The sequence below is a fragment of the Leptospira stimsonii genome (assembly GCF_003545885.1).
In the GTDB taxonomy this organism is placed as follows: domain Bacteria; phylum Spirochaetota; class Leptospiria; order Leptospirales; family Leptospiraceae; genus Leptospira; species Leptospira stimsonii.
Genome location: NZ_QHCT01000004.1, coordinates 198,960 through 210,000 on the forward strand (window position 1 = coordinate 198,960; position 11,041 = coordinate 210,000).

An 11,041-nucleotide genomic window follows, 5' to 3' on the forward strand; every position below is an offset into this window, starting at 1 on the left:
CGTTCCCGAAGGCATTACTCAAAGGGTTTTTCTTTGTATACTTTGTCTCAGTTTTCCTTTCCTCACTTGTAGGACAACGGAAAGCAAGGGTGCTTCGACAAAAGTAGAGACCCCCCGCTACCTCAGGCTCAACTACGACGTGGTCTTTGAAACCTCGGAAGGAGTCACCCTCCTCAATTCCGGAAGGATTTTCGCAAGAGGATTATTCTACGAATTTCAGATCAATTCTTCTCAGAGTAAATACGAACGAATACGAGCTTCTTCCTACACAGAAGACAATCAGATCGATTTTAAGCATCTTTTGAGCGCCGAAGAAATGAATTCACTTCAGAATAAACAATATCAATATTTCCCCATGCCGAACGATTCCAGGGCCAGCGTTCTGACAGGGATTCACGATGGAAATTGTTATATTCGTTGGGAATGGCAGAAAGAATCCTTCGTTTTTGTCTTTGAAACGGACTTAAAAAACGAGATCGCCAATTCCCCAGCGGTGCTCGGAAAAGAATTTCATGAAAATATCCGTAAAGGTCTCAGAATTTTTTAGTCTTCTTGACCAATTCTGTACAGGTCCATATTCTATCCCTTGCAAGGATCTGACATGTGGCTGAAGCTGGGAGATTCGGAAATTATCAACCTGGATTATATATCCACGATCAAAAAAAACCCTTCTTCGAATGCGATCGAGATCATCTATAACGATCTCAACCATATCAAATCCCTACCGTTTCGCAATCCGGAAGAAAGAGACAGGGCGTATGACGCAATCCTGGAGAATCTTTCAAGAATGAAATTATTTTTTGAGTAGAGAGGGAAGATGGAGTCGATCAAACAAAATCTGCAAACCGTATTTTCCCTAAAACCGTTTGAGATTCTCTATTACGGATCCAGACAAAGGGGAGACTTTCGAGATTCGTCCGATTTTAACTTTTTTCTTTTGGCTGATCCGAGCGATCAGTTAAAGAGTACGTTCCTTCGAGAGATCAACGCGATCCTAAGTCCTCTCGAAGAAATCGCGCCAGTACATTTAGTCACGGCGGACACGGACTCTTTCTTAGCGAGACTTCGTGTCTTCGAACCTTCCGCGAGTCATATTTGCGAAATGGGTGAACCCTTTTTCGGAAAAGAATACTTTCCTCTTCTCGTGGAAGAATGGAATAAACTAAAATCCAACCCTATCGACTCCGTTGCGACTGGGAAACATCTCAGAAAGAGATATCGTTTTTACAAGAGCATTTCTCCGAGAAGCACCAAAGAAGAGATCATGAGAATGGAGAGATTGGTGGCCCTTTATCTCCAAAACTGGATCTTTAGAGAAATCGAGGACTTGAGTTGGATCGAGGTTGTACACGCCGATATACCAACGAGGCTCATTTCCATGGTTCGCGATCTTTACAAAAAGGAAGCGACGGAAAACACTTTAGAAATTTTGAATCTTTATGAAGACATTCTAAAGTTAAAAACCGAAATCAGAAATCATCAGAATCCTTTTTCTGCGGAAAAGTTTCAGACTCTCAAAGAAACGATTCGTTTCGAAGAAAAAGAAATCAAAATTCTCAAATTAAATTACTGATAAAAAATCGCGGGAAAAAACTCCTTTCCCGTTTCCTTTTCGTTAACGAAGGGAGCCTGAAAAACCTCGTCGTAGTTCCGACTTTTGTCGTGAAAACTTCGGTCACCCCACCCTAAATTGGGTGGTGGAGGCGGGTCCGTGGGAAAACTCGGGAGTTTTTCTCTATCACAAAATTATTCTTTTTGCAAGCAAGAACTGATCGTAGGTCTTCCTATAACAATCCTTCGCGCTCTTATCTAACTCCCAAATCCGGAACCAGCGAGTTGCAAAAGTGAAACTTTCTCTCCGAGAATTTCCGTAGCCGTTATCAAAAGTAGATTTTTTCTATTCGGTTTATAGATAGGCACGATCTTCTTTCGTATTCAAGAGCCGGACTTTTCTCTGTCCGGTCCCAAGTTTTTTCCGCTGTTTTTTTTTGTAAAAGAGAAGTCTCTACTTTTCTTTTGAGCCTAGCAAAGGCAACGTAGGAGCGCCTCGGAATCCTATTCGGTGTCGTCTAACGTTTTGAGAAAAGATAATGTGAAACGATCCATTCTTCTCCGTTCCGATACTTCCATAATTCCGCACAAGCCATAAAGAAAACCTTCCAATATACGAACCACTTCACCGCCTGATCGGGCCCGTACGTATCGGAAAGAACTTTCATCACCTGATCCTTGTTCCGAATCATTCCATCGAGCCAAGCCTCGGAAGTTCTCGCGTAATGATTCCCGTTTACGACCCACTGATTTTGAATCTGAAAGTTTTTTTGAAAATACAAAAACAAATCGTGAGAAGGCATTTGACCGCCAGTAAAAAAGTATTTGGACATCCAATCCGTATCGTCCACGACTTCGAAGGCATAGGCAAATTTATGATGCGTAAAAATATGCACAAAGAAGAGTCCGTTCGGTTTTAAGAATCCGGAAAATTTCTCAAATAGTTTCTCATAATTCTTCATGTGTTCCAACATTTCGACGGAAACTAAACGATCGAATTTTTTTGCAATCTTAAACTCGTTCATATCGGCGGTCAGAATCGTTAGATTTTTGAGTCCTCTTTTTTTGGCTTCTCCATCGATGAACTTCTTTTGACTCTTCGAATTCGAAACTCCGGTTATGGAAGACTTCGGAAACTTCTCGGCCATATAAAGCGACAAGGAACCCCAACCACATCCCAGATCCAGAATACTCATTCCGTTTTCGATTTGTGCTCTTTGGCACGTGATCTCAAGCATTCTCCGTTCCGATTCGTCAAAGGATGTGTTCTTTGTATCCCAATAACCTGAACTGTATTTCATATGTTTTCCCATCACGAGTTTGAAGAATTCGGAGGGAACCTCGTAGTGTTGCTCGTTCGCGGCGCCAGTATGAATCGCTATCGGAGATTTTTTCAGATGATTCACGTATTCCATCAGATGTTTCTGATTTTTCTCGAGTGAACCTTTGTCTTCGTCGCGCAATCTCTGTTTTAATAGCTGACGTATCCGAATTCGAATCAACCAGTTCGGGAAAACGTCTTTCTCCATCAAATCGTAAATCCACTTCATGAAAGAATATCCTTCTTTTTATTATATTCTATTTTTAGAATGTTTAAATGCTCAAGGCCGGTCTTTGACTTTTGAACTCTTTATTCGACCGGTCTTACTTTGTGAGCAATCGTTTTCAATTCGTTCCGAAGCTTATGCTTTCGGAAACCAAGGAAAGAATGCACTCGTTTTTCGAATGTATTCCTGATATAACTCGCCTTTGGATTTGAGTTGCCCTACTTCGTTTAGAGGCACGCCGGTCACCTTCGTTAGAAGAATATACATTACGATCGGTGAAATCAAACCGATCCAGCCGTAAGGAGAACCCAACGCGAAAAGAGCGAAAGAGATCCAAATCAACCACTCGAAGAAATAATTCGGATGCCTCGAATACCTCCACAATCCGACGTCGCAGACTTTTCCCTTGTTCTCCGAATTTTTCTTAAATTCGTTGAGTTGGAAATCCGCCCAAGCTTCGCCTAACACGGAGATAATGAACAATGCGATCCCGAGGATCTCGAAGGAATTCGTGTTCGGGTTATCATTTATATTCGGAAATACGAAAGGAATGCTCAATAATACGGCAAGAATTCCTTGAAACTGAAAGATGTTCGTATAAAACTTTCGGTCCACTTGATCTCCGTATTCCGCTCTAAAGGCCGTATAACGCGGATCCTCGTGTCCCGAAAAAACCCTCGTTATAAGAATAAAAAGAGAAAGTCTCCATCCCCAGAAGGCAACAATTGCGGTGATCTGCGCGGTTCTCAAAGGAAATCCATCGCCTAACCAATAATAAACGATCGCGGCAGTCGAAATACAAAGTCCCCACCCGACGTCCACGACGGCGTAATTGTTTGCCCGTTTTCCGAACCACCAAAGGATCGTCATCAAAACGATCACGACCGCCCAAGCGGACAACATAAGAGTTAGAATTTGTAAAAACATCGGTTTCGACTTCCTTATTTATTGAATATCTTTCTTCTTCGAATCGAATAATCTTCCGGCTTTTCTCACGAAGGGTAAAAAAGCAAAATAGAGAAGAAGCGAAATTGCCGGGATCCAGACGAACCAACCTAGAACCGCAAAACCCGCCACGTCAAATATCCCTTTCGCGATTTCGGAGATATTTTCGACGCTAATATTCTCCGCCCAATGGAGATCCAAGGGAATTCCTAAGATATCGGAACCCGTTTTTAAAAACGGAAAGATCAAAAGAATCTGTAAGGGATACACGATGTAATTCGCCAGCTGAATCGTTACCGGATTCAATCGAAAAAGAACTCCCAAGATTCCACAAATCGTCATCGTAGTTCCGATCAAAGGAAAAACTCCCACTCCGGCACCGACTATGATACTCAAAGTGATCTTTTCCGGTGTGATCCCGGATTTAAGTTCCCTCTTGATAATTTCCAAAACGTTCTTCGGTGCAAAGTGTTTGAAAAAATGAAAAATCGATCCTTTGCTTTGGTGAGAATTTGTTTCTTTCACGATATTCTCACCTTCCGCTTTGAATTCTCCTTTTGAAATCTATTTTTCAAAGAGTGAGATTATTCGGTCTCGTATATACGACTTGAACCACGCTGATATTTTTCATCGAGAACGCGGCCGCACAATAGGAAAAATAATATCTCCACTTCCGAATAAACGATTCGTTAAATCCCATATCGCGGATCAGAGCGATGTTCGAGTCGAATCCTTTCAGCCAAGTCATCAACGTGTGATCGTATTTGGATCCGATATCTTCCAGAGAATAGAGATGAAAGTCTCCCGTCTTATTGATCGCTTGATTGATTCTTCCGATCGAAGGAAGAAGTGATCCAGGAAAGATATGTTTTTGAATAAAATCCACACCTTTACGGAAGGACTCATACCGAGCATCCGGACTTGTGATGATCTGATGAACCATGATTCCGTCCTTTTTTAAAACACGATTACACATCGCGAAAAAATCCTCGAAATACTCGTGGCCGACCGCTTCCAACATTTCTACCGTTACCAGTTTATCGTAAGATCCTTCTACCATTCTATAATCGTTCTTTCGAACTTCGATTCGATCCGATAAACCTTCCGCCTTTATTTTCTCGGTCGCATACCGATATTGTTCCTCGGAGATCGTGTATGTGGTCACCTTACATCCGTAATTCTTCGCGGCATACGTAGACAAACCCGCCCATCCGGTTCCAATTTCCAAAAGATGATCGCTTGGCTTCAATTGAAGTTTATTACAGAGTATTTCCAGTTTTGCAAGCTGTGCTTTTTCCAAACTTTCTTCCATCGTCCGGAAATAAGCGCACGAATATGTCATCGTAGGATCTAAGAATTTATTATAGAAGTCGTTGCCTAAGTCGTAGTGCTCGACGATATTCTTCTTACTTCCACGAATCGAATTTTTTCGAAAGAGATGCAATATTCTGCTTCCGATATTCGTAAGGCTCAAGTGAGCGAACTTATTTTTACTTCCGCTCACTGAGGGAGAATTTTCCAAGTTGTAAATGAACCAAGATATTACGGCACGGATATCGTCCGTATCCCAATCTCCGTCCATATAAGATTCCGAAAAACCGAGATCTCCGTTCAATACCGTCTTCTTAAAGAAAATCGGATTGTGGATATGAATAATTCCCTTGTGGAATTCCGGAGGATCGTCGCTCTGCGGATTTCCGAGATAGGCCTTTTCTCCGTTCGGTAAGATCAAACGGATCGAACCTTTCTGCATCGGTGACAAGGCTCTAAAAAACAGATTCTTATAAAAACCGAACGACTTAGTTGCGCCGGTTGTGATCGCCATTTCCGAATCTTGAAATTTTAAATTGGACTCAGTGGTTCTTTCCAAGATGAACTCCTTTTTGCAAATCGATATTTTCTTCTTTTTTAATATAAGGCAGACCCTTGAGAAACAACCTCAAAGCCTGCCAGTGAATCAGAACAATTACTTTGACTGTTACGAGCGGATAACGGAAAAACATTCTCACTAAATTCCAGTCCGAAAGTTCCAATCTTCTTCCCGTATACGTTGTCACCATAACGGGTTGGCCATCCTCGAGTGCGTCGATACGAATATTCAAACCTTCAAAGGAAGGTCTTAGTGTGAATTCGAACTCGGATTTCAAACCGACAAAAGGAGATACGTAAAAGAATTTTCCTGTTCTCAGTCGAAACGCTCCGTCCTTCCAAGAATCTTTTCCTAAGAAGAACGGCTTCTGTTCTCCGAAAGTATTTCCCACTTCCGCGACGGCGCAAAGTGGTTCTTCCTTCTCGTCGAAAAGGTAATAAAACGAAACAGGATTGAAGACATAGCCCAAAACGCGAACGTTCGTGATTAAGATCGCCCTTTTGATTTTTTCCGTAACTCCGTTTTGTTTTAGATACTCTAAGATATTTTCTTTTACGGAAGTTTTACCGAAATCGAGATGATCTTTCGTCGAAAAACGGAAGAACGATCTTCTATCTACGCCGAAAAATCGAAACGTTTGATTCAACGTATTCAACTCGTCCAAATCGAGAGCGAAAGTGAATATGCCGTATCGGAAACGGTTTTTTCTAGGCGATCTACGATCGTGCATGACCTTAGCCTGAAAAATGCAGGAATTCAATCCCAGACCTTCTTGCCCAATAAGGTTTCACTCAAAATTCTCGCGGACCAAAGACCGTCTTCGTGAAAACCGTTCCGAAAGTAGCTTCCGCAGAAGAAAACGTTTCCTTCCCGATTGAGTTCCTGTAAACGTTTTTGCGCGTTCAAAGATCCTACACTAAACAAAGGATGTTCATATTCAATTTCTTGAATGATCTTTCTCCGATCCACGGTTCCCGGATCGTTGATCGAAACGTAATAATTCTTCTTTTTAGAAACGTTCTGCAAAGAATTCATCCAATAGACGGTATAAGCACGTAGGCTCCCTTTTACTTTTTCGATACGATAGTTCCAAGAAGACCAAGTTAGTTTTGTCCTCGGCATCGAAATGTCGTCCGTGTGTAAGGTTGCGATATTCTTCTGATACTTGAATTCTTTTAATAATTCTTTTTGAAGCGCTGTCGGCTTGCTCAGAAGTTTCAGAGAAATGTCCCCGTGAGTCGCAAGAATCACTTTGTCGAATAGGCTCGCCTTTCCGTTCTTCAAAGTTACTTTCACCTTCTTTCCTACGTGTTCCACGGATCGAACCTCGGAATTCAGTTGAAAACGATTCTTTATCGGAGCTGTTAAACGTTTCACGTATTCTCTTGAACCTCCGTGAACCGTATACCACTGGTGTTGCGTATTCAAACCCATAAAGCCGTGGTTTAGAAAAAAACGAACCAATCCGTAGACGGGGAATTGAAGCATAAGGTCGTCCGGCGTGGACCAAACGGCGGAACTCATTGGAACGAGATAATAATCCAAAAGATCTCGATGATATCCTTCTTTGACGATGTATTCGTCGAGGGTAAAATCCATATATTTAGAATTTTCTAATATCTTTGGAGCTTCTTTGTTGAATCGATTGATATTGTACAGAAGTCTTAGGAATCTCAGATTAAAGAAATTCTTTCTTTGCGCAAAAAGACCATTGATTCCGGATCCGCAGAATTCCAGTCCATCCGAAAGATGCTGAACGCTAAAAGACATCGACGACTTTTTGGTGGGAACGTCCAATTCTTCAAAAAGACGTTTGAGATTCGGATACGTCACGTGATTGAACACGATAAAACCCGTATCGATCGGAATCTTCGTTCCGTCTTCGTCGACGTCCACCGTGTTTGTATGTCCGCCGATATACGAACCCTTTTCGTAGATCGTAAGATCGAATTCTTTTTGTAAGAAGTGAGCGCAACCCATTCCGGCAATTCCGGTCCCGATGATTGCTAAGGATTCTTTCTTCTTTTTCGATTCGGTCTGGGCAGAAATTTTTTTCCCAGAAGTTTTCTTTTTAGCAACCGACTCACCGGTTTGCTTTTTCAATTTTTTTTTCAAGAACTTCCCGTCCTTTCTTTGTGTATAATAGACAGTTAGAATGCGATCGGATGTGAAAAAAACTTTCTAAAAATAATTTCATTTTCGTTTCACTTGTTATGCCTAAAGAAACAAGCACCTGTGTTTTGAAAAGGAGATCAAACGTTCACTACGCCGTAAGCGAGAACTATGTAACGGGCGATACGGAGAGTAAAGACAATGGGAATAAAATAAGACAGTCTTTGTCTAAAAAAGCCGGATAGAATTGTAATCGGGTCCCCAACAACCGGAAGAAACGAAAGCAAGAGAACAAAATGTCCCCAGGTTTGCATTGTATGAGCAATGTAAGAATAGAGTTTGGATTCTTCGATCTTTGTTTCCACCCCGGAGCGAAACCAAATTCCCAGACCGTAATTGACCCCGCAGGCGGAACAGTTTCCGATCGATGCCCATAAGATCGCTTCCTTGATTGAAAGTCCGGAAACGATGGCGAATACGAGGGCGGCTTCCGAACTGAATGGAAGAATCGTCGCGGCCGCGAAAGAAACAATTGCCAGACCCGGTCCTCCGTAAAGAGGAATCAACCTTGTTAACGTTTCCCAAAACTCAGCTCCCATAACCGTTCCTTCTTGAAACGAGAAGAATCTTCAACTCGTTCTATTTTCGTTTCCATCGTCTTCGGGAATTGGAGAATTGCATCCATAAAAAAGAAAAGAGAATTCCTCCGTGGATATTTTCTTTTTTACAAAGGTCTTAAACGTTCAGGAACGCTCCCGAAACGGACCGCAACACTTCTATTCCAAAGCCTGCTCCCTGGATCCGTTGTACAAAATCAAGTCAGGAAAAACCGGGTTTAAATTTATTAAAACATTGCCAAATTCTTAAAAATAAAGAAGGGCATTGATCTAAGAGATGAATTTATATCTAGAGAAATACACGTTATGCGAAAGATTGAAAATACGCTTCGATTTTTTTCCTTCATTTCGATACTCAAGTATTCGATATCGTTTCCTATTTATAAATCGCGTTTGTAAATTTACGGAAAAAGAAACAACCCGTGGAACATGCTTGGTCGTAAACAGCAAAAGGTGGTTATCAATGAAACAAAAATATTCTATTTTCTTAATAGGTCTTTCTTGTGCTCTCTTTCCTGCGTTAGGCGTTTTTGCACAAAGTGATACGAAGGCTAACGCACAGTATTCGCCTTGGTCTCTAAAGATCGGTGGAGGTATTGGAGGCGCAAACGAAACTGAGTATAAAGACAACAAAGGTAAGGCAAACAATTATCGTATCTCAGCGGAATACAATCCTAGATATTTCGGATTCGAATTCGGAATTACGCATAAGATTTTTTCTCTCAGCACAAACCCTTCGGTAAATCAAGTATATCCATATCTACTCTATACCTATGAATCCACGGGACAAAATAGAGACATAGCGAATGGAGCCTTATTTAGCGGTTCCTTACATAGCGATCCGCTTAGAGAAAGAAATAATTTCTCGCTGACTTTTTTAGATTTAGGACCTACGTTTCACATGAGGCCGGGTAAGACCTTTGATCCTTACGTTTCGATCGGGTTAGGTGTGAACGGCTTCGACCGCTTTGCCTCCTACCGCGGATTTGCACGCTTGGGTTTTAAACTGAACTTCGATCGATTCTTCGTTTTTACGGAAGCCGAAGGCTCTCAGATCAGCCGCTATTACAACAGCGATCTAAGAATCCGTTACAACGACTACTCGGGTATGATCGGGGTCGGCTTTCATTTCGGCGGCGGAGAAAGTTCTTCAAAAAAAGAAGAATCGGTTACAGGCCTATCCTCGTTCTAAACCGAACGATCCAAAACCGATATAATAATTTTCTTATATTTAGGAAGGAGAAGGCCGGGATTCTTCTTCCTAAGTTGAATGAAATCGTGGATAAAGATCAATTCAGTTGAGGATCGGGGATTTTTATCTCTCGAACGAATGCCTTATAACGCGAGGGAATTTTGTAACTTCTTAAATAAGACTGACAATAAGATCCGGAACGAGAACCGTAAGCGACGACCTTATATAATCTACTCTGCCTGAAAAGAATTCTTCAAAATCGATTTCCTTGATTTTTACGAAAAGTTTAACGGATTCTTTCGAACCAGTTTCCTTTCCATGAATTCGAATTCCGTCTATTCTAAGTTTGGAGAGGAGAATTGCAGTTCTTTCAGACCGAACCGAAAATTCTAAACTTAAAACTCTTTTGTATGGATCGATGTTCGGACAAGCCGCCTCTTCCGCATTTTGAATCCGTATAAAAACAAAGAATACAAAACAAAATCGGATTACACGGTCGGGTATAGGTTCTTGCAAAGCGGTCGCATGAGTTAGAGTTCTTCCTTCCGTTAAATCGATCTTACTTTCTGCCGATCGAAGTAGTCGGAAATACGGAATCTAGGACCTGGAGAAATAAGCCTGCATCGACTTGTGAATTTTCTCCGCTTCCAGTCCCGCCCGTGTCGCAAAATCCAAACCGCTGGACGCAAAGTGAATTCCGCGAGAAGAATTGATAAGCGAATTGATTCCGCAGACCGGAAGTAAGTCTTCGATTTTTGCGCCTTGCGCTCCAAAGCCCGGAATTAGGAAGATACGATCCGGATTTTGCTTCCGGAGGGTTTCGAGTTCTTGAGGATTGGTAGCGCCGACTACAAAGCCAAGGTTGATCGGAGAGATCGAGTTGGCAACATAAGCCACTTCTTCATAAAGAGTTCTTCCCGTTTCGGAAAAATGTTTCTTTTGAAACTGAGACGAGTCCGGATTGGAAGTCAAACAAAGCCAGAATACAAGATGATCCTGATATTCTAAAAAAGGACGAAGGGAATCGAGTCCCATGTATGGAGAAAGTGTAAGACTGTCGACCTGCAGATCCCCGAAATAATAACGCGCATATTGTCGCGCCGTATTGTCCAAGTCCCCACGTTTGATATCGGCTACGATAGGAATTTCAGGATAATTGCTCTTGAGATGACCGATCACCTTTTCGAACTGCCTGATTCCTTCCGAA

The 11,041-nt window shown here is 41.8% G+C and carries 13 protein-coding genes (1 of these 13 running past the window's edge); 4 read left to right on the plus strand and 9 right to left on the minus strand.

Translation table 11 applies throughout. The features are described 5' to 3' along the window. Positions 1-13 precede the first annotated feature (13 nt). The 3 genes from DLM75_RS15325 to DLM75_RS15335 are packed head-to-tail and all read left to right on the plus strand — an operon-like array spanning position 14 to position 1,573. Positions 14-547 carry a hypothetical protein gene (locus DLM75_RS15325; protein WP_118969618.1) on the plus strand — a complete coding sequence of 178 codons (534 nt, stop codon included), beginning with the start codon at positions 14-16 and terminating at the stop codon, positions 545-547. Between the two features lie 54 nt (positions 548-601). Further along, positions 602-808: a hypothetical protein gene (locus tag DLM75_RS15330; protein WP_100786149.1), complete on the plus strand. Its 207-nt coding sequence runs from the start codon at positions 602-604 to the stop codon at positions 806-808. 9 nt (positions 809-817) lie between these two features. Further along, entirely contained in the window at positions 818-1,573 is a 756-nt protein-coding gene (locus tag DLM75_RS15335; RefSeq protein WP_118969375.1) for a hypothetical protein, read from the plus strand. 496 nt (positions 1,574-2,069) lie between these two features. Here DLM75_RS15335 and DLM75_RS15340 read toward each other — a convergent pair whose 3' ends face one another. From DLM75_RS15340 to DLM75_RS15375, 7 genes are all read right to left on the minus strand, one after another. Next, positions 2,070-3,101, minus strand: a complete 1,032-nt coding sequence (locus DLM75_RS15340) for an SAM-dependent methyltransferase (protein ID WP_118969376.1) — start codon at positions 3,099-3,101, stop codon at positions 2,070-2,072. 132 nt (positions 3,102-3,233) lie between these two features. Continuing rightward, on the minus strand, positions 3,234-4,025 hold the full coding sequence (locus DLM75_RS15350) for a DUF1295 domain-containing protein (protein WP_118969378.1): 792 nt from the start codon (positions 4,023-4,025) through the stop codon (positions 3,234-3,236). Positions 4,026-4,043: 18 nt separating this feature from the next. Continuing rightward, positions 4,044-4,571, minus strand: coding sequence for a DUF2062 domain-containing protein (locus DLM75_RS15355; RefSeq protein WP_118969379.1), 528 nt, complete (start codon positions 4,569-4,571; stop codon positions 4,044-4,046). Positions 4,572-4,614: 43 nt separating this feature from the next. Further along, positions 4,615-5,913 carry an SAM-dependent methyltransferase gene (locus DLM75_RS15360; RefSeq protein ID WP_174715094.1) on the minus strand — a complete coding sequence of 433 codons (1,299 nt, stop codon included), beginning with the start codon at positions 5,911-5,913 and terminating at the stop codon, positions 4,615-4,617. Beyond that, positions 5,897-6,673, minus strand: coding sequence for a DUF1365 domain-containing protein (locus tag DLM75_RS15365; RefSeq protein WP_118969380.1), 777 nt, complete (start codon positions 6,671-6,673; stop codon positions 5,897-5,899). The genes DLM75_RS15360 and DLM75_RS15365 overlap by 17 nt, the downstream gene beginning before the upstream one ends. Next, complete coding sequence (locus DLM75_RS15370) at positions 6,670-8,028, minus strand: NAD(P)/FAD-dependent oxidoreductase (protein ID WP_118969381.1); 1,359 nt, start codon at positions 8,026-8,028, stop codon at positions 6,670-6,672. The genes DLM75_RS15365 and DLM75_RS15370 overlap by 4 nt, the downstream gene beginning before the upstream one ends. 137 nt (positions 8,029-8,165) lie before the next feature. Next, on the minus strand, positions 8,166-8,624 hold the full coding sequence (locus DLM75_RS15375) for a YqaA family protein (protein ID WP_118969382.1): 459 nt from the start codon (positions 8,622-8,624) through the stop codon (positions 8,166-8,168). Between the two features lie 481 nt (positions 8,625-9,105). Between DLM75_RS15375 and DLM75_RS15385 the strand changes: the two genes are divergently transcribed. Beyond that, a complete protein-coding gene (locus tag DLM75_RS15385) occupies positions 9,106-9,834 on the plus strand; it encodes a hypothetical protein (protein WP_118969384.1) in 729 nt (242 codons plus the stop codon). A gap of 171 nt (positions 9,835-10,005) precedes the next feature. On the opposite strand, the gene DLM75_RS15390 is transcribed toward DLM75_RS15385, so the two are convergent. Both DLM75_RS15390 and pyrF read right to left on the minus strand, forming a co-directional pair. Next, on the minus strand, positions 10,006-10,350 hold the full coding sequence (locus tag DLM75_RS15390) for a hypothetical protein (RefSeq protein WP_118969385.1): 345 nt from the start codon (positions 10,348-10,350) through the stop codon (positions 10,006-10,008). Between the two features lie 81 nt (positions 10,351-10,431). Beyond that, on the minus strand, positions 10,432-11,041 hold the 3' portion of the coding sequence (gene pyrF, locus DLM75_RS15395) for an orotidine-5'-phosphate decarboxylase (RefSeq protein WP_118969386.1). It continues 206 nt past the right edge of the window; only the last 610 of its 816 coding nucleotides appear in the window; its start codon lies beyond the right edge, outside the window; its stop codon occupies positions 10,432-10,434.

Excerpts from the sequence above, each read along its gene's own strand:
- DLM75_RS15340 (WP_118969376.1), bottom strand. The coding sequence starts at position 3,101 with ATGAAGTGGATTTACGATTTGATGGAGAAAGACGTTTTCCCGAACTGG.
- DLM75_RS15375 (WP_118969382.1), bottom strand. The coding sequence starts at position 8,624 with ATGGGAGCTGAGTTTTGGGAAACGTTAACAAGGTTGATTCCTCTTTAC.
- DLM75_RS15385 (WP_118969384.1), top strand. The coding sequence starts at position 9,106 with ATGAAACAAAAATATTCTATTTTCTTAATAGGTCTTTCTTGTGCTCTC.
- DLM75_RS15350 (WP_118969378.1), bottom strand. The coding sequence starts at position 4,025 with ATGTTTTTACAAATTCTAACTCTTATGTTGTCCGCTTGGGCGGTCGTG.
- DLM75_RS15330 (WP_100786149.1), top strand. The coding sequence starts at position 602 with ATGTGGCTGAAGCTGGGAGATTCGGAAATTATCAACCTGGATTATATA.
- DLM75_RS15335 (WP_118969375.1), top strand. The coding sequence starts at position 818 with ATGGAGTCGATCAAACAAAATCTGCAAACCGTATTTTCCCTAAAACCG.